Raw genomic sequence first — 18,197 nt, forward strand, 5'->3', positions numbered from 1 at the left:
GTTACAGGTTCACAAGCAGGGTATCATCAGGTCAACGATCTTCCGGGGTATGTGGTCCGGCAACCCCGGGTAGAACGGAAGGCTCAGCACGGTCTCGGCCATATGCTCCGACACGGGCATGGCCACTTGGTCGACATACGGAAGCCGGTTCAGGGAAGGATAGAAATATCGCCTGGGGTTGATCCCATGGGCCACCAAGGCGGCCTGCACGCGTTCGCGGGTGGCCCCGTCCTTCAGGAACACCGGGAAGTAAGCGTAGTTGTGGACGGTTCCCGGGAATTCGGGCAGCACCTTGACCGGTGTTCCGGCGAACAGTCCTGTGTAGGTGTCATACAATCGCTTCCTATCGGCGATGCACGCCGGCAGGTACGGCAGCACCGCCATCCCCATGGCCGCATGCAACTCGCTCATTTTGGCGTTCATGCCAAGGGTGAAATGCTCATCACCGATGTGGCCGAAACTGCGCAGCAAGCGGATGTCATGATCGTGGTCCTTCCGGTGCAGCACCACGGCACCACCCTCCACGGTATGGAAGAGCTTGGTGGCGTGGAAGCTGAGGGTGCTGGCATCGCCATAGGCCAGAACGCTCCTGCCTGCGACCCCCACGTCGAAGGCGTGGGCCGCATCATAGATCACCTTCAATCCATATTTCCGCGCGATGGCATCGATGGCCTCCACATCGCATGGGATCCCATACACATGGGTGGCCAGAATGGCGCTGGTGTCAGGTGTTATGGCGGCTTCGATCAAAGCGGGGTCGATGCAACACGTTTCGGGATCGATATCCACGAAGACCGGTTCGCAACCCTCCCAGAGGATGGCGCTGGTAGTGGCCACATAACTGAATGGCGTGGTGATCACCTGCCCCCGCACCTTGAGCGCCCGCAAGGCGAGCTGCAAGGCCAGCGTGCCATTGGCCATGAGCTTCAGGTGGGGCACTTCGAACCGGGCGCGCAGGGTCTCCTCCAACAAACGATGTATGGGTCCGTTGTTCGTGAGGACATGCGTGGAGTAGGCCTGGTCCAGCCAATGCAGATACTCCTCCCGGGGTGGCAGGAACGTGCGGGTAACGTATACCGGTGGCTGCTCCATGTCGCTCGTTGGTGATCCGGATCCTGCTCCCGTCCTAATGCTCGATCAGGTCCATGGGGCGACCCATGAGATGGTCCAACGCTTCCAAGCCGGGCTGGAAATGTCGGTAAAGTTCAGCCTCCAACCCGGGAGCCATACCCACATCATATCCCCCCTTTCTGGGTGGAAGTGTGAAAGCGGAGTGGTCCGCGGGCAGAACTTCGATACCGCTCCATAGGCACAACTCACCCACCAGCCATGGCAGTCTGTCACGCATATCCCTGAAGGAGAACACCTTCACCCGGTCCTTCCCGAACAGGTCGACAAAGGGCCGAAGCTGTTCGGCGTATTCCCCATGGCGCAGGTAACTGGATCCACCGGTGCGGGGTTCTCCGGCCAGTTCGCCACGCACCGCTTCCTCGAAGGACAGCGGATCGTAGAGGTGGCCCTGGACCGGATGATCCTTTTTGCGCTGGGACATCTGCCACGCGGAGAAGGCGCGCTTCACCGGATCGCGAAGCACAGCCACGATCAGAACTTGGGGCATCACCTGGTGGATGCGTTCGGCATAGTGTGCCTCCCACATATAGCTGGGGGTCGCCTCAAAGGTGACGAAGCGTCCGCCGAACCATGGCTTCCTTGGGAAGAGCTGGCGATAATATGAGAACCCCAACCGGTGATCGGCGTTCCTGTCGAAGAAATGCAACTCCTTGCGCTTCGGTGGCAGGATGGACGGATGCTTGGACAGGACGTTGAACAAATGGGTCGTCCCACTCTTCTGCGCGCCGATGATGATGAAGGAGGGCAGCATCCTGGGCGATACCACATCCAGCATGCGGCCCATACGGTAACTCAGTGCTCCCATCCTTCGATACGTCAAGGTTTCATCGATCACTGGTGGCCATGAGGAATCCGCGGCGTGGATCCTCTTCATGCAACAGGACCACACGATAACGCAGTCCGTGAAGCAGCTCCATCACCCGGAATGTGCATGCCACGGAATGCACTTCGATCAGCAACACGGGCCGTGCATGGGCCAGGGTTTCCATGGCGCCATGCAAAACCATGTGTTCCGCCCCCTCCACGTCGATCTTCACAAGACCGATGCCCTGCCAGGCGTGCTTCTCCACGAGCGTGTCCAGTCGATGCACGGGCACACTGAAGGAGTGGAACCCGGCCTTGGTGTACACCTCCTCTGGTAGACTTGGACGTACGCCATGGAGATACCCGCCGGAACTCGTCTGGTCCTCGATGTTGGAGGAAGCGCGCATGTCCATCCTGCCATCGACATCGGCAAGCGCCATGGACATCACCTCGACCCGTCCGGCGATCGAGGGGTTCAAGACGAGTTGTTCGCGGAGGCGTCCCACGTTCACCGGGTTGGGTTCGAAGGCGACAACACGCGCTTCGGGCCAGCGCATGGCGAAACAAAGCACATGGTAACCCATGTGGGCACCCACGTCTAACACCATGTCCGGGCGGATGGCGGCATGGTCCAACGCTTCGTGGATATGAGCATCGTAGGTGCCCGCGATCATCTGGCGGAAGGCCGGGGCCCGGTCGTTCACCAACATGCGCAGGCCCTTGGCGGGGCCCCCGACCACCTCGTGTATGGCCGGTTCAAGGGGGGGTGGGGTCCTGGCATGGCCGAAAGGTCCCAGTCTGTTCCGCAGGCGATCGGTCCATCCCATAGCGCAAGCATCAGCGCTCCCAGCGAAGCTTCGGGTGGACCACTCCGGGGCGCCGCACGTAGGGCATGTCCTCCTCCCCCTCGTGCCGCATCTCCAGAACGATGGCGTCATTCACCTGGAAGATACGCCTGCCGTTGCGGCGGAAATGGGCCGTGAACCGGTAGCCTCCCTCATTCAGCAAATGCGGCGGAATGATGCATGTGACCTTGGATCGCCCCGGCTCCCAGACCACGCTGTCCAACTCGCGCGCCATACTGGAGATGAAAGCCAGTACCTCGTTGTGTGTACTGACCCGCAAGGTGATGTCGAGATCATCGTCGATGATGCCCAGGTTGAGCAACTCGAACTCAATCCGGAGGGCATGACTGGTGAGCAACTCGCCATCGGGGGCAAGGCTGGTGGCCTTCACCGACAACAGGCGCAACTCATCGGTACCCGGTGCATGTTCCGCTTCCCACTCCTGGGCATGGGTCTCCACGGCGTATTTCTCCAGATAGGACCGCACCACTTCATGGGTGCCCCCGCTCATGCGCAACTCGCCCTGGTCCAACCAGATGGCCGAGTTGCACAGGTTGTGCACCGCGTTCACATTGTGGCTCACGAGCAGGATGGTGCGGCCACTGTCGGCCACCTTGCGCATGCTGCCCAAGCACTTGCGCTGGAACTCGGCGTCGCCCACGGCGAGCACTTCGTCCACGATGAGGATGTCCGGGTCCAGATGCGCCGCCACAGAGAAGCCCAGGCGGACCTTCATGCCGCTGCTGTAACGCTTGATGGGCGTGTCCAGGTGGTGTTCGATGCCGCTGAAGGCGATGATCTCGTCCAGCTTGCGCACGATCTCGGCCTTGCGCATGCCCAGGATGGCGCCGTTGAGGAAGATGTTCTCCCGGCCGGTGAGTTCGGGATGGAAACCCGTGCCCACTTCCAGCAGACTGCTGAGTTTGCCTTTGAGGCTGATGCGGCCTCGTGTGGGGAGGGAGATGCGCGAAAGGAGCTTGAGGATGGTGCTCTTGCCCGCGCCGTTGCGCCCCACGATGCCCAGGATGTCACCACGCTTCACTTCGAAGCTCACCCCTTGCAAGGCCCAGAAATACTGGCCCCGGCGCTGGCCGATGTGGGCCTTTTCCACCAGCAGGCGGGGGTCGGGCCTGCGGCGCATGCGCGCCCATACCGCCGACACTTCGTCGGTGAGCAATGAACTGCCGATGATGCCAAGCCGGTAGCGCTTGTGCACATCCTCCACCCGGATCACCGTATCGCGCGCCATGTTCAGACCACGTCAGCGAAGGACCTTTCGGCCCGTTGGAAGATGAGGATGCCGACCACCGTGCTGCCCACGGCGAATCCAACGGCGTAGAGCATGGTGCCCCAATCCATTGGGGTGCCCAGCAACACCGCGCGGAATCCTTCGATCACGGGGGTCATGGGATTGAGTTCGATGACGGTGCGAAGCGTGCTTCCCTCGGGCACCCGTGAGAGGGGGAATATCACCGGGCTCATGAACATGAGCAGTTGCACACCGAAGCCGAGCAGCACGGTGAAGTCTCGGAACTTGGTGGTGAGCGCGGACACCAGCAGGCCGAGGCCGCCGGCGATCATCATCAGCACGATGATGAGCAGGGGCAGCAGGGCGGCATCGGGACGGAAGCGCATGGTGAACTCGCCCATGAGGTGGAAGTAGACCGCGAAGAGGGAGAAGGTGGCCAGTTGGGTGAAGAAGCTCACCGAGGCGGAGAGCGTGGTGGCCATGGGCGAGATGAGGCGCGGATAGTAGACCTTGGTCATGAGCTGCGCGTTGAACACCAGGGTCTGCGCGGTACGGTTGAGCACACTGGCGAAGAAGAGCCAGGGGACCACACCGCTCATGTAGAAGAGCAGCGGAGGATACCCGGGCTCGGCCAGGCGGGCCATCATGCCGAAGACCACGGCGAACATGATGGAGGTGAGAAGTGGCTGCACCACCTGCCAGGCGGGGCCGAGGATGGTCTGCTTGTAAACGGCGAGCAGGTCGCGCCGCACCAGCAGCTTCAACAGGTCCCGATAGCGCCACAATTCGCGCAGGTCCACCACCCACCATGGCCGCCGTGGGTCTATGACCACGTTCCAATGTTCCTGGTCCTTCACCATCCCTCAATGCTTCTCCCTGCTCTCCCGCTCCTGCTTGCGGCGGCGGCGGCCGTAGCCATATCCGTAGCCATAGCCATAGCCGCTGCCATAGCCGTAGGCGTAGCGGTAGCCATAACCGTAGTTGGTGTTGTAGTAGTACTTGCTCTTCTTCATCCGCACGCCGTTGAGCACCAGGCCCACGTTCTTCACGGCGTGGCCCTCCAGGGTCTCGATGGCATTGTTCACGTGGTCCTTGTTCGCGAAGCGGGTGTTCATCACGAAGAGGGTCACGTCGCAGTGCCGCATCATCAGCAGGGCATCGGTGATCAGGCCCACGGGCGGGGTGTCCATGATCACGTAGTCATAATCCCGCCGGGCTTCGATCAGCATGCGCCCCAGATGCTCACTCAGCACCAGTTCCGAGGCGTTCGGTGGTGTGGGGCCGGAAAGGATCACGTGGAAGTTCTCGTACTGGGTGGGCAAGACCACATCGCGCCAATCCACCTTGCCCACGAGCATGTTGCTCAGGCCGGTGGCGTTGGTCATGTTCAGGCCCTGGCCCACCTTGGGTTTGTGCAGGTCCAATTCCAGCAGCAGCACGCGCTTGCCCGCCTTGGCCAGTATGGCGCTGAGGTTCACCGAGCAGAAGGTCTTGCCCTCGTTGGGCCTGTAACTGGTGAGCATCACCACCTTGCCACCCTGGTCCTCCGGCCCGCGCACGTACTCCAGGTTGGTGCGCACCGTGCGGAAACATTCGGTGATGGCGGCCTTTGGATCGCTGTCCACCACCACGTAGTTCTCCTCGGCCTTGTCGCTGTGGATGATCTCGCCATAGACCGGCAGTTGCACCAGTTCCTTCAATTGCTCGGCGTTCTCGATGCGGTCGTAGAAGACCACGCGCATGAAGACCACCAGGAGCGCCACCACCAGACCGACCAGGACGAAGACGTAGAAGATCCGGAGCTTGTCAGGCCGCACCACGCCCAAGCTGCGGGCCTTTTCGATGACCTTGGTCTGGGGCACGATGCTGGCCCGTGAGATCAGGGTGCTGGCCCGCTTCTCCAGGAGGAAGAGGTACATCTTCTCGTTCACCTGCAGCCTCCGTTGGATCCTCATCATATCCCGCTGGCTCTCGGGCATGTTGCGGATGAGCACCTCGTAATCGCGGATCTGCTTCTCCACGTCTTGCATCCGGCCCTGAACGGCTTCCCTCGCATTGCGGATGTAGGTGTGCAGATTGCCACGGATCAGGTCCATGGCGCGGTCCAGTTCGCGCACGCTGATGTTCTCCTCCTTGCCGGCGAAGAGCATGCGCGTTCGCTCCATCTGCATGCTGTAGAGTTCGCCCAAGGTCTGCCGCAAAAAGGCATCGTCCGTGATGAAGACCGCCGGTGGCAGCAGACGTTCGTCGGTGGAGTTCTCCAGGTAGTCCTGCAAGGCGTCCAGCGAACCCAGTTCCAGGAGCATCTCGCGGCGGCGGTTGTCATAACGCACCAGTTCGCTGAAGTAGAGCTGCTCCTCCTTGCTCAGGTTGAGGATGTCCTTGCTCTCCTTGTAACTCTCCATCTCGGTCTCGTCCATCTCCAGATATCGGCTCACCTCCTCCAATTGCCGATCGATGAAGACCACCGTGTTGCTGTTGATGTCGAACTCGCTCTTGAGGGTATAGTCGATGTACACCCTGCTGAGGGTGTCCAAAAAGGCCTTGGCCCGGGTGGCCACCTCGTCCTCCACGGTGATCTGCAGTATGGTGGTGTAGTCGTGGTTGGTGACCTGCACGCGGTTCTTCCACTTGGCGATGAGGGCATGGCGGTCGTGCCGCACCAGGCGGTAGTCCGATTCCATGTGCTTGTCCAGGTTGCCCTGGTTCACATAGGGGTGCAGGGTTATCAGCACACGCAGTTCGCCGTCGTCGGAGGGCTTGCCGAACTCCAGCTTCCGCGAGACGATCTCACCGCCCCGGTCATAGCTCAGTTCATAGGTGCGCAGGTCCAGGATCTTCATGTCCAGCGGCTTCTCGTAGAACCGCGGATTGGTCGCGTCCAATTCCACCGAGAAGGGCAGCGTGCCATGGACCTGCGAGGTTTTGAAGCGGCCCACGATGAAGTACGAGATGTCGAAGTCGAGCTTGCTGAGCGTGGTGTTGATGAGGTCGTAGCTGGTGAGCACCCGCTTCTGGTTCACCAGGTCGCCATAGAGCCCCGCATAGCCCAGGCTCTTGTACATCTGGGCCTGGTAGTCGTAGGTCTCACGGTCCTTCAGCAGCAGCTGCGTGCTGGCCCCGTAGATGATGGGCAGCTTGTAGCTGTACAGGTAGGACAGGATGGAGGCGAGGATGAGCGATACGACGACGAAGTACCAGTTCTTGCCGACGACCCGCAGGATATAGCGGATGTCCTTCGCATCGACGATGCCCCCGCGTGCTTGGGGTCGCTGTGGTGGTCTGGCGGCCATCGGCGCTTGGGGCGGGGGGCGGGCCTTACGTTGTTCAGGTCGCCCGGCGGGTGATCCGCGACGCCGGCCCTATGCTGGCAAGGTCGGCAAATATAGCGGCTGCACACCTTTGGGGGGCTGTGGATCATGACCATCGAACGCATCGTGGCTTCGCTCGTACCATGGTTTGGAACTACTTTGCCCCCGTTGTGCGGATATTCCTACTTTTGGCCACCCTTGGTGTACCCCGCTCCATGAAGATGTTGTTACGCAGTCTGCTTTTGGCCATACTTGTCGGTGGGTCATGGGGAGCCACCGCCCTGGCCGCTCCGCCCATTGGCGGCCCTCCGCCCTGCTGGCCTCCGCCCTGCATTCCGATCGATGGCGGGCTCACCGGATTGATCGTGGCCGGCGCCCTCCTCGGTGGCCGCCACGCGCTGGCCCTGCGCCGCACCCGCCGCAAGCCTGAACTTTGATGGCCGCCATGCCCACCCGCGCGGTGGTTTGGCGCGACCCGGTCATCCGTTTCTTCCTCGTTGCCGGTCTCCTCTATTTCGGCTGGTATCTCATTTACGGCCAGGTGTTGAAGCCCGGCGGAGCGGCCGACCGGGCCTTGATCGGCAACCTGGTGGAGGTCTCCGGCGCCATGTTGCGCCTGGCCGGCCATGAACTGATACCCGAACCGGCCAACGCCGAAGGTCTGCGCACCATCGGGGTCCAGGGTGGCCATCTCCTGTGGATCGGCAATGCGTGCAACGGCCTGGGCCTGTTCGCCGTGTACCTCATCTTCCTCATCGCCTACCCCGGCCCCTGGCGGCACAAGCTGTGGTTCGGTGCGGTGGGACTGCTGGGCATCCACCTGATCAATGCCCTGCGCATAGCGGTGCTTTGCGTGGTGGTGAAGTACGACTACGAATGGCTCAACTTCAACCACGACTACACCTTCTATGTGGTGGTGTACGGCTTCGTGTTCCTGCTCTGGGCCATCTGGGTGAAACGCTTCGCCGGCCGGCGGCGGCCGGGACCCGCAACGTGATGGGCAGGCGGGCCGCTATCCTGGCGATCATGGCCGTTGGCGTGGCCCTTGGCGCCCTGCGCGAATTCCTGCTCATCAACCTCAACTACCAGATCGACCATCTACGCCATGGCCGCGCGGTGTCCTATGCGCACAGCGCGTTCCAGGCCTGGACGAAGGGGCTGGACCTTCGTGGTCTTGTGGTGTTGAAGTGGGGCATCTCCGCACTGCTGGTGGGCGCCATGCTGCTGCTGGCGGTGCTGCTGGCGCGCACGCTCTGGGGCGACCATCGCTACCGCACACGCATCATCTTCGGCTTCGTGCTGGCCGCTGCCCTGGCGTTGGCGGCGTATGGGCTGGCCGCCTGGTGGCCGCCCGCCGGCATCGCAGGGGTGAAGGTGCTGCACGCCCTGCAGTATCCAGTGGTCTTGTTCCTGCTCTGGGCCGCCTCGGGCATCCGCCGCGCCTAGCCCCCGCCACTTGGGCCTTCGGCTATCTTTGGCCGCTTCGCGCGCAGGCATGCTCATCACCCCCAAGTTCGTCATGATCAACTTCCCCAAGACGGGAAGCACCTTCGCGCGCCGGGCTATCCGCGGCATACACCAGCCAGGCAGGGGGCGCAGGCTGCTTGAACGCGTGGGGCTGGCCCGGCCAGAATGTTCCGAGCTGCTCATGCGCCAGCGCTTCTTCACGCCCATGCGCGAGCGGAGCAACCTCCGCGTGCAACAGCATGGCGCCTGGTGCCAGATCCCCGAGGCATTTCGCGACCGCACCATCATGTCCGTGGTGCGCGATCCCATGGATCGCCTGGTCTCACTGTACGAGTATCGTGCTTGGGCCTTGATGCCTTTCCCCGAGGAGAAGATCGTCCGTCGCCATTTCCCGCATTTCCCCGATCTGTCCTTCGAGGAATTTTTCGAACTGTATCAGACGATCGCCCCTGAGTATTCCCTGCCCGAAGGTGTGCGCGGGGCACCGGGGCCGCTCACGGTCCAGTTCATCCGCTTCTATGCGCGCGATCCGCTGCGGACGATCATGGCCTTGGATGAAGGCAGCGACCTGCGGAAGATGCGCAGGGAGCATTTTCCCGACATCGACTTCCTGCATACGGAGAACCTCAACGCCGAACTCCACGACTTCCTCCTGCGCATGGGCTATCCGGAGGAAAGGGTCGCCGGCATCAAGGACATGGGCAAGGTGAACACCTCCACACGCTCCCGGCCGGACTACCTCAGCGATGGGATGATCGACCGGCTGGCCTGGAGTGAACGATTCTTCTATCAACTCTTCCCTGAATATCTCGAACGGGTACCCGCATGAGCTCCACCACCACGCCCGCCGGGCATCAAAAGACCAAGACCATGGAACGCGACAGCCGTGTATTCGACCTGATCGCCCAGGAGCAATGGCGGCAGACCAAGGGTCTGGAACTCATCGCCAGCGAGAACTATGTGAGCCTGCAGGTGATGGAGGCCATGGGATCGGCGTTGACGAACAAGTACGCCGAAGGGCTGCCGGGCAGGCGCTATTACGGCGGCTGCGAGATCGTGGACCAGGTGGAGGAACTGGCCATCGCCCGGCTCAAGGAGTTGTTCGGTGCGGCATGGGCCAACGTGCAGCCGCACAGTGGCGCACAGGCCAATGCCGCCGTGATGCTGGCGTGCCTGAAGCCCGGCGACACCATTCTCGGATTCGACCTGAGCCATGGCGGCCACCTGACCCACGGCAGCCCGGTGAACTTCAGCGGCAAGCTCTACCGGCCCGTGTTCTATGGCGTGGACAAGGCCACCGGGCGGGTGGACATGGACCAGGTGCGCGACAAGGCCAGGCAGGAGAAGCCCAAACTCATCATCTGCGGGGCCAGTGCCTATAGCCGCGATTGGGACTACGCCGCCTTCCGCGCCATCGCCGATGAGACCGGCGCACTGCTCCTGGCGGACATCAGCCACCCGGCAGGGCTCATCGCCGCCAAGCTCCTCAACGACCCCCTGCCCCACTGCCATGTGGTGACCACCACCACGCACAAGACCCTGCGCGGCCCGCGCGGCGGCGTGATCATGATGGGCAACGACTTCGAGAACCCCTGGGGCCTGCGCACCCCCAAAGGCGAAACGCGCATGATGAGCGCCATCCTGGACAGCGGTGTCTTCCCCGGCACCCAGGGCGGTCCCTTGGAACATGTCATCGCCTCCAAGGCCGTGGCCTTTGGCGAGGCGCTCCAACCTTCCTTCAAGGACTATGGCCGGCAGGTGATCGCCAACGCGGCCGTGATGGCCCAGGGTCTGATCGACAAGGGCTACGATGTGGTGAGTGGCGGCACCGACAACCACTGCATGCTGGTGGACCTGCGCAACAAGGGCATCACAGGCCGCGATGCGGAGCTGGTGCTGGGCAAGGTGGACATCACCGTGAACAAGAACATGGTACCTTTTGACGATCAGAGTCCCTTCGTCACCAGCGGCATCCGCATCGGCACCGCCGCGCCCACCACCCGCGGGCTGAAGGAATCCGACTGCGCGCAGATCGTGCAGCTGATCGACGCCGCCTTGGAACATCGCGATGACAAGGCCGAACTGGACCGCATCCGGTTCCAGGTGAACGGCATGATGCGGTTGAAGCCGCTCCATCCCTGACCGAAGCATTGAACGGCGCCATGATCGGCGAACTCCTCAATAGAACGCTCAGGCCGCTCGGGTTCCGGCTTGAGCGCATCAAGCCCAAGGGCGGCGCGATCACCACGATCGCTGGGAAAGCGTCGTCACCATGGCTCGAAAAGCTCAGTGCCTCTCCTTTGGACGCCGGACTGCACTTGGAGCAGGCACGGTGGCTCATGGCGCAGGGCAACCCGAACGCCGCCCTCGCCGAGTCGCTCACCGCCGCCTTCCTGGGCGCACCGATGGCGTTGTGCAATGCCCTCCAGCAGGAAGCCGAAGCTCGCACACGGCCATTGCTTGACATCCCCCACAACCGTTACTACCGGCTGCACAGCATGGCGCAGGCGATCAAGCGCATGGCGGCCGGCGAGCAGGTCTCCGTGCTCGATGTGGGCGGTGGCGATGGCACGCTGGGGCGCTTCCTGCCGGGACACCAATACTGCCTTGCCGAACCCGTGGTGAATGGCATCGCGGGGGAGAAACTCCCCTTCCCACCGCGATCATTCGACATCGTCGTATCGGGCCATGTGCTGGAGCATGTGCCACGTGACCAACGCACCCTGTTCCTGGAGAGGCTGGTGGGGCAGGCGCGACGTGGAGTGATCCTGTTGAACCCTTTCCACGTGGAGGGCGTGGACGAGGAGGAAAGGCTGCGCCTGGTGATCCGGCTCAGCGGAGCGGCGTGGGCGCGAGAACACCTGGAATGCGTCCTGCCCAAGGTGCATGAGGTGGAGGCCTTCGCGCACGATCGTGGCCTCACGTGCAGGGTGACACCCAACGGCACCATGGCCTCCACCTTCGGATTCGTGTGGGTGGAATACTTCGCGCGAAGAGCCGGGGATACCAAGGCGCTTCATGAGCTCAACCGCTACATGAACACGCGTATGATGGACCATCTGGACAGCGAGGCGCGCCCCACCGCCCACTTGGTGGAGATAACCGGCATGTGACGCCGGCCATCCATGGACGCCACGCCCCCCTTCCGCTCGCGCATCCAACTCCGTTGGGCGGACATCGACGCCAACTTCCACATGCGCCACAGCGTGTACTACGATCTGGGCGCCATGCAACGGATGGAGGTCCTCACCGCGCTGGGCGTGTCGCTGGCCTACATGCGGGAAAATTCCCTCGGGCCGGTGCTGCTGCGCGAGGAATGCGTGTTCCGGCGCGAGATCAAGCTGGAGGACGAGGTCTGGAGCGAAGTGCTGGTGAGCCAGCTCTCGCGGGACCACAAACGCTTCTCCTTCGAGCACCGCATCACCAAAGGCGATGGCACGCTGTGCGCCACGCTGGTGGTGGATGGCGCCTGGATCGACACGCGGATCCGCAAGATGTGCATGCCGCCGCCCTTCGCCCGCGAAGCGCTGGACCGCATTCCGCGCAGTGAGGGCTTCACGTGGCTGGAACCGAAACAGCCTGGCGCCAGCGGTAGCACCTGAGCACCGCACCCGATTCATTGTTCGAAAGCCAGATGGCATACGCCGCGATGAAGGCCGCTCCCATCTCGGGAATGCCCAGCCACAGCGCCGTTCCCAGGTGGAACACAGCGCCGAACGCCATCCATGGCAGACGTGTGCGGCGCCACCAGACGGCCACCGGAAAGGTCAGCTGAAAGACCAGTACCGCCCAGGTCATGGACTTCGCCAACAACGGAAAGCCCGTCAGCCAGGCCGGCCCGAACGCCGGGTCGCCGGCCACGATGCCCATGGCGGTGCCATCCAGCCAATGTGTGCCGGTGAGTTTGTGCAGACCGGTGGCGGCATAGGCGAGCAGCAGCTGCAGCCGGATGATCCAGAAGCCGGTGGCCCCGACCCACGTCGCGTGACCGCTTCGCTCCAAGCACAGCAACACGTTCCAGAAGAGCAGGTTGGCCATGAGCTGCTGGCCGCCGCTGGAGGCCATGAAAGCCAGGTTCATCAGCGAGGAATAGCCCGCCCATAGTGGCAAGGACAACCACCAGCGCAACGGCCGGACCACACCCCACAACGCGACAAGCAGTGTGCAGGCGAGGACCACCGGTGCGGCCCGCACGGGCAGCCAGGATCCGAAGGCATGCACCAGGGTGTAGCGTGGACCGCCCATGGGGTGAGGGGGTGACAGCGGGTCGAGCCAGAGTTCCTCCATGGCCGGCAGCGCGGTGAGGAGATGGAGCGACACCCACAAGTGCAGCGCACGCTGGAAGAGCAAGACCGTATTCGCCGGAATGCTCATGGTCCGTAAAGTGGAATGAGGCGTTCCTCCCGAACCGTGGGACGCGTGGGGTCCGCGATGCAGTGCCGCACGATCCGGAAGCGTGTTTCGGGCGCGTCTTCCGCTTGGACCATCCGCAGCAGGGCCGGCCTGGCCTGCCGTTCCGCACTGGCATCGCCTTCGGCAAGCCACAGACAATGGTTGTGGATGATGCGGCGCTCCAGATAGTGGCCCGCATCCACGGCGTGCCATGCGGCGTTGCCATCCTGCCATTCCAGCGCGCAGGAGCAGTCCGGCGGATCCGGCGCGAAAAGCTTCCATTGTTGATGGAACAAAGGGCGCACCCACCACTGGCCGATCACGCGAAACGGCTCCGGCACCCAGTGTTCCGGGAAGGTGTACGACGCCAGCAGCAACAGGTGGGAAAGGACCAGTACACGAACGACGATGCCTGCGAAGCGGCCTGCCATGCCGTGAAGATGGGACACGCCGGCCCATCGGCGCGCCTTCGCACCTTTGCGGCATGACCATTCCCGCCAACGATCCCGCCCTGCGCTCCTGGGTCCCCGCCCCCCCCGGCAGCGACTTCCCCATCCAGAACATTCCTTTCGGGATCGGCAGCTGGAACGGTGAGCCGCCTGTGCCCGTGACGAGGATCGGTGATACCGTGGTGGACCTCTCCATCCTGGCCGAAGCGGGGCTGCTGGACGGCACCGGTATTCCACGTGAGGCCTTCCTGGCGCCACACTTGAATGAGGTGATGAAAGGCGGCAAGGCGGGCATGCGTGCGCTGCGCGAACGGCTCAGCGAACTCCTGCGCCACGACCACGCCACCCTGCGCGACGACAACACCCTGCGCGAGGATGCCCTGCTCCCTGTGGACCAGGTGACCATGCACCTGCCAGTGACCATCGGCGACTACACCGATTTCTACAGCAGCCGCGAGCACGCCACCAACGTGGGCACCATGTTCCGCGATCCGCAGAACGCCCTGTTGCCCAACTGGCTGCACCTGCCCGTGGGCTATCACGGCCGCGCCAGCAGCATCATCCCCAGCGGGCAGGCCATCCACCGCCCCATGGGCCAGCGCCGCCCCGATCCCGAACAGCCACCGGTCTTCGGGCCCACCGTGCAGTTGGATTTCGAGTTGGAGGTGGCCTTCATCACCTTCGATGGCAAGCCCCTCGGCCAACGCATCAGCGCCGCGGAGGCGGAGGACCACATCTTCGGTCTGGTGCTCTTCAACGACTGGAGCGCGCGCGACATACAAGCATGGGAATACGTGCCCCTGGGTCCCTTCCTCGCGAAGAACTTCGCCAGCAGCATCAGTCCCTGGGTGGTGACGCTGGATGCGCTGGAGCCCTTCCGTGTTCCCGGCCCGCCACAGGACCCCCGGCCCCTGCCCTACCTGCGCACCGAGGGCGCCCACGGCCTTGACATCGCGCTGGAGGTGGCCATAGCCCCCCAAGGCGGCGCCGAGACCACCGTATGCCGCAGCAACTTCCGATACATGTACTGGAGCATGGCGCAGCAACTGGCCCACCACACCGTGAACGGCTGCAACATCCGCAGCGGCGACCTGATGGCCAGTGGCACCATCAGCGGCCCGGCGCCCGATAGCTACGGCAGCATGCTGGAACTCACCTGGCGTGGCACCAGGCCCCTTGCGCTCGCCGATGGCAGCGAACGGAAATTCATCGCCGATGGCGATACCGTGGTGATGCGCGGACATGGCGAGAAGAATGGCACTCGCATCGGCTTCGGCGAAGTGCGGGCGCAAGTACTGCCCGCCGTGGAATAGTGCAGGGCACTCCGCCCCGCTACCTTTGTCTGGATGGACAAAGGTTCACATAGCCCTCCGCCCGAAGGCGCGCCGGTAGCGGTGAAGACCACCAGGCCGGCGATCGATCCGGTGGCGGAGAAAGCCGAGATCCTGCGGCGCTATAAGGGTCTGTTGCGCAGCATTCGCGGCGAACGCACGCCCGAGGACACGCGCCTGATCCGCAAGGCCTTCAACATCGCCGTGGAGGCCCACAAGGAACAGCGGCGCAAGAGCGGCGAACCCTACATCTACCACCCCATCGCCGTGGCGCGCATCTGCGCCGAGGAGATCGGCCTGGGCGTCACCAGCGTGGTGGCCGCCCTGCTCCATGACACCGTGGAGGATACCGACCTGACGCTCGACGATGTGCGCGACCTCTTCGGCCCCTCGGTGACCACCATCATCGACGGGCTCACCAAGATCAGCGGCATCGAACTGCGATCGGACAGCATCCAGGCTGAGAACTTCCGCAAAGTGCTGCTCACCCTGGCGGAGGATGTGCGCGTGATCCTGATCAAACTAGCCGACCGCCTGCACAACATGCGCACGCTGGAGGGCCTCTCGCGCGACAAGCAGCTGAAGATCGCCAGCGAGACCACCTACCTCTACGCCCCGCTGGCCCACCGCCTGGGCCTCTACAACATCAAGAGCGAGCTGGAGGACCTGGCCCTGCGCTACAAGGAGCCCGAGATCTACGAGGACATCAGCCAGAAACTGAAGAAGGGCGAGGCCGTGCGCAAGCGTTTCATCAGCCGCTTCACGCTGCCCATCCGCGAGTCCATGGACCGTGAAGGCTTCAGCTACGAGATCAAAGGGCGCCCGAAGAGCGTGCACAGCATCTACAACAAGATGCTGAAGAAGCACGTGAGCTTCGAGGAGGTCTACGACGTCTTCGCCATCCGCATCATCATCGACACGCGGCAGGAACTGGAGAAAGCCGACTGCTGGAAGGTCTATTCCATCGTCACCGATTTCTATCAACCCAACCCCGACCGGCTGCGCGACTGGATAAGCCTGCCGAAGGCCAACGGCTACGAGAGCCTGCACACCACCGTGATGAGCCCCGGCGGGCGCTGGGTGGAGGTGCAGATCCGCAGCCGGCGCATGGACGAGATCGCCGAGATGGGCCTGGCCGCGCACTACAGGTACAAGGACGACCTGGACCATACCGCGGTGCTCGATCCCTGGCTGGCGCGCATTCGCGACATGCTGGACGATCCCACGAGCAACGCGTTGGATTTCGTGGCCGATTTCAAGCTGAACCTGTTCAGCGACGAGATCGTGGTCTTCACGCCCAAGGGCGAGATGCGCAGCCTGCCCGCCGGGGCCACCGCGCTGGACTTCGCCTTCGACATCCACACCCAGGTCGGCAGGCAATGCATTGGCGCCAAGGTGAACCACAAGCTGGTGCCCCTGAGCCAGCCCCTGCGCAGTGGCGACCAGATCGAGATCATCACCAGCCGCAAGCAGTTGCCCAAGGAGGACTGGCTCAACTATGTCACCACCGCCAAGGCACGTCATCGCATCAAGCAATCGTTGCGGGACCAGAAGCGCAAGCTCGCCGTGCTGGGGCGCGAATCCATACAGCGCCAACTGCGGAAATGGGGCGCCAAGGTGGACACGGCCAACGTGCACGTGCTGGTGGAGCATTTCAAGAGCGCCAACGCCACCGACCTTTACTACCAGGTGGCACGCGGCCGCTTCGACCCGGAGAAGGTGACCGGGGCCCACGTGCGCAATGGCCGATTGTCGCTGCCCAAGCGCAAACAGGAGCCGGGGGAACGCACCCTGGAGGAGATCGTCAGCGAGATCCGCGGAGACCATGGTGCGCTGATCATCGGCGACGACCTGCGCAAGATCGATTACACGCTCAGTTCCTGCTGCAGCCCCATCGCCGGCGATGATGTCTTCGGCTTCGTCACCAAGGACGAAGGGATCAAGATCCACCGCGTGAATTGCCAGAACGCCACGCAGTTGATGAGCAACTTCGCCTACCAGGTGGTGAAAGCGCGCTGGAAGGGCAAGGACACCGTGGAGTTCCTGGCCGGCATCAAGTTCAGCGGCATCGATGACGTGGGGCTTGTGAACAAGATCACCACCATCATCAGCCACGAGCACAACGTGAACATGCGCGCCATCAGCTTCGAGAGCCACGACGGCATCTTCGAGGGCCGCGTGATGGTCTATGTGCATGACACCGACCACCTCAACGCCCTGATGGAAAAGCTCAAACGCGTGCAGGGCGTACGTAGCGTGGTGCGCGTGGAGCAATAAGCCTTGGGCAACTAGCGCGGACCGTGGTCAAGACCGGGCCGTCCCGGGAAATGGAACTTCTGTGGCCCAACGCCTCCTTTCTTTGCATGGAGGCCCATGCATCGCCGCGTACAGGCCACAGCCGATCAAGATGAAGACCTATGACCCCAGCGTTCCGCTGCTCTCGATCCACATTCCCAAGTGCGGCGGCACCAGTCTGCTAAAGACCTTGAAGGACTGGTTCGGGGACGGGTTGCTCATGCACTACTTCGATGAGAGGGCGGGCACCATGCCCAAGCGGCACAAACTGAAGCACTGGTATGGCGGCTATCGGAAGGATATCTGCATCCATGGGCACTTCAATGGCAAGAGGGGCTTCGGTGTGGACGACTACTACCCGGGGATCGGACAGGCGATCACCTTTCTGCGGGATCCCCTGGAGATGAGCCTGTCGGTCTTCCACTACAACCTGCGCCGTGCCGGGGACGGCAAGAACTATGTGGAAGGAAAGAAGGTTGAGCCGGTATCCGACATCGACGAATTCCTGGAAACAACGAACCCATTCGTCAGAAATTTCCTGCCACGCGGCATGGATGAGACCAACATGGCTTCATACATCGGGAACTACTTCGTCCACATCGATGTGATGGAGAACTACCAGCGCGGCATCGAGGTCCTGGCCGAGAAGCTGGGCAAGCCCAGGGTGAGCATCCCGCATGAGAACATCTCGAAGCGCGCCCAGGAGCCCTCGCACACTTCGATCTCCAGATTCAAGGAACGCTGTGGCTTCGAATACAAGCTCTACGACCTGGTACTGCGGGCGAATGGCTTGCGGTAACCGCAACCGCCCCGACGCTTGTGTGACCTTCCATCGGAGAGGCGCATGCACGACTCCGGAAGGGGTGTCGCGTTCACGGGAAGCCGGTTTCTGATAGCGCACTGTGCCTGCATCACATCCCGCA

Annotated in this window: 18 protein-coding genes; 10 read left to right on the top strand and 8 right to left on the bottom strand. The window is 62.8% G+C overall.

The features are described 5' to 3' along the window. Positions 1–9: 9 nt before the first annotated feature. The 6 genes from KIT10_06405 to KIT10_06430 all read right to left on the bottom strand — a co-directional run bounded on the left by KIT10_06405 (position 10) and on the right by KIT10_06430 (position 7,322). The gene (locus KIT10_06405) at positions 10–1,092 is read right to left on the bottom strand and encodes a DegT/DnrJ/EryC1/StrS family aminotransferase (GenBank protein MCW5898884.1); all 1,083 of its coding nucleotides are present in this window, start codon (positions 1,090–1,092) and stop codon (positions 10–12) included. A gap of 34 nt (positions 1,093–1,126) precedes the next feature. Further along, positions 1,127–1,936: a sulfotransferase gene (locus tag KIT10_06410; protein MCW5898885.1), complete on the bottom strand. Its 810-nt coding sequence runs from the start codon at positions 1,934–1,936 to the stop codon at positions 1,127–1,129. Positions 1,937–1,955: 19 nt separating this feature from the next. After that, positions 1,956–2,675, bottom strand: coding sequence for an FkbM family methyltransferase (locus KIT10_06415; GenBank protein ID MCW5898886.1), 720 nt, complete (start codon positions 2,673–2,675; stop codon positions 1,956–1,958). Positions 2,676–2,772: 97 nt separating this feature from the next. After that, positions 2,773–4,029 (bottom strand): ABC transporter ATP-binding protein, encoded by a 1,257-nt coding sequence (locus KIT10_06420; protein MCW5898887.1) that lies wholly within the window; start codon positions 4,027–4,029, stop codon positions 2,773–2,775. A gap of 2 nt (positions 4,030–4,031) precedes the next feature. After that, positions 4,032–4,889: an ABC transporter permease gene (locus KIT10_06425; GenBank protein ID MCW5898888.1), complete on the bottom strand. Its 858-nt coding sequence runs from the start codon at positions 4,887–4,889 to the stop codon at positions 4,032–4,034. Positions 4,890–4,892: 3 nt separating this feature from the next. Then, positions 4,893–7,322, bottom strand: coding sequence for a polysaccharide biosynthesis tyrosine autokinase (locus KIT10_06430; GenBank protein ID MCW5898889.1), 2,430 nt, complete (start codon positions 7,320–7,322; stop codon positions 4,893–4,895). 233 nt (positions 7,323–7,555) lie between these two features. Between KIT10_06430 and KIT10_06435 the strand changes: the two genes are divergently transcribed. From KIT10_06435 to KIT10_06465, 7 genes are read left to right on the top strand one after another with little or no spacing between them, the layout of a single operon-like run. Further along, entirely contained in the window at positions 7,556–7,777 is a 222-nt protein-coding gene (locus KIT10_06435; protein ID MCW5898890.1) for a hypothetical protein, read from the top strand. Between the two features lie 8 nt (positions 7,778–7,785). After that, positions 7,786–8,337: an archaeosortase/exosortase family protein gene (locus KIT10_06440; GenBank protein MCW5898891.1), complete on the top strand. Its 552-nt coding sequence runs from the start codon at positions 7,786–7,788 to the stop codon at positions 8,335–8,337. Between the two features lie 29 nt (positions 8,338–8,366). Continuing rightward, the gene (locus tag KIT10_06445; protein MCW5898892.1) at positions 8,367–8,786 is read left to right on the top strand and encodes a hypothetical protein; all 420 of its coding nucleotides are present in this window, start codon (positions 8,367–8,369) and stop codon (positions 8,784–8,786) included. A gap of 49 nt (positions 8,787–8,835) precedes the next feature. Then, complete coding sequence (locus KIT10_06450) at positions 8,836–9,636, top strand: sulfotransferase family 2 domain-containing protein (GenBank protein MCW5898893.1); 801 nt, start codon at positions 8,836–8,838, stop codon at positions 9,634–9,636. A gap of 41 nt (positions 9,637–9,677) precedes the next feature. Then, on the top strand, positions 9,678–10,949 hold the full coding sequence (locus KIT10_06455; protein MCW5898894.1) for a serine hydroxymethyltransferase: 1,272 nt from the start codon (positions 9,678–9,680) through the stop codon (positions 10,947–10,949). Positions 10,950–10,969: 20 nt separating this feature from the next. Next, the gene (locus KIT10_06460) at positions 10,970–11,920 is read left to right on the top strand and encodes a class I SAM-dependent methyltransferase (GenBank protein ID MCW5898895.1); all 951 of its coding nucleotides are present in this window, start codon (positions 10,970–10,972) and stop codon (positions 11,918–11,920) included. 12 nt (positions 11,921–11,932) lie between these two features. Next, positions 11,933–12,409, top strand: coding sequence for a thioesterase family protein (locus KIT10_06465; protein MCW5898896.1), 477 nt, complete (start codon positions 11,933–11,935; stop codon positions 12,407–12,409). Here KIT10_06465 and KIT10_06470 read toward each other — a convergent pair. After that, positions 12,363–13,181, bottom strand: coding sequence for an HTTM domain-containing protein (locus KIT10_06470; GenBank protein MCW5898897.1), 819 nt, complete (start codon positions 13,179–13,181; stop codon positions 12,363–12,365). The two genes, KIT10_06465 and KIT10_06470, sit on opposite strands and share 47 nt — an antisense overlap. Then, the gene (locus KIT10_06475; protein MCW5898898.1) at positions 13,178–13,630 is read right to left on the bottom strand and encodes a hypothetical protein; all 453 of its coding nucleotides are present in this window, start codon (positions 13,628–13,630) and stop codon (positions 13,178–13,180) included. Before KIT10_06475 ends, KIT10_06470 begins: the two co-directional genes overlap by 4 nt. 53 nt (positions 13,631–13,683) lie before the next feature. Between KIT10_06475 and fahA the strand changes: the two genes are divergently transcribed. The 3 genes from fahA (at position 13,684) to KIT10_06490 (ending at position 18,073) form a co-directional block, all read left to right on the top strand. Next, positions 13,684–14,961 (top strand): fumarylacetoacetase, encoded by a 1,278-nt coding sequence (gene fahA, locus KIT10_06480; GenBank protein MCW5898899.1) that lies wholly within the window; start codon positions 13,684–13,686, stop codon positions 14,959–14,961. A gap of 33 nt (positions 14,962–14,994) precedes the next feature. Continuing rightward, positions 14,995–17,256: a bifunctional (p)ppGpp synthetase/guanosine-3',5'-bis(diphosphate) 3'-pyrophosphohydrolase gene (locus tag KIT10_06485; protein ID MCW5898900.1), complete on the top strand. Its 2,262-nt coding sequence runs from the start codon at positions 14,995–14,997 to the stop codon at positions 17,254–17,256. A 130-nt stretch (positions 17,257–17,386) separates the two neighbouring features. Then, positions 17,387–18,073: a hypothetical protein gene (locus KIT10_06490; GenBank protein MCW5898901.1), complete on the top strand. Its 687-nt coding sequence runs from the start codon at positions 17,387–17,389 to the stop codon at positions 18,071–18,073. Positions 18,074–18,197: the final 124 nt, after the last annotated feature.

It is taken from the genome of Flavobacteriales bacterium, from assembly GCA_026129465.1.
Lineage (GTDB): Bacteria > Bacteroidota > Bacteroidia > Flavobacteriales_F > PHOS-HE28 > PHOS-HE28.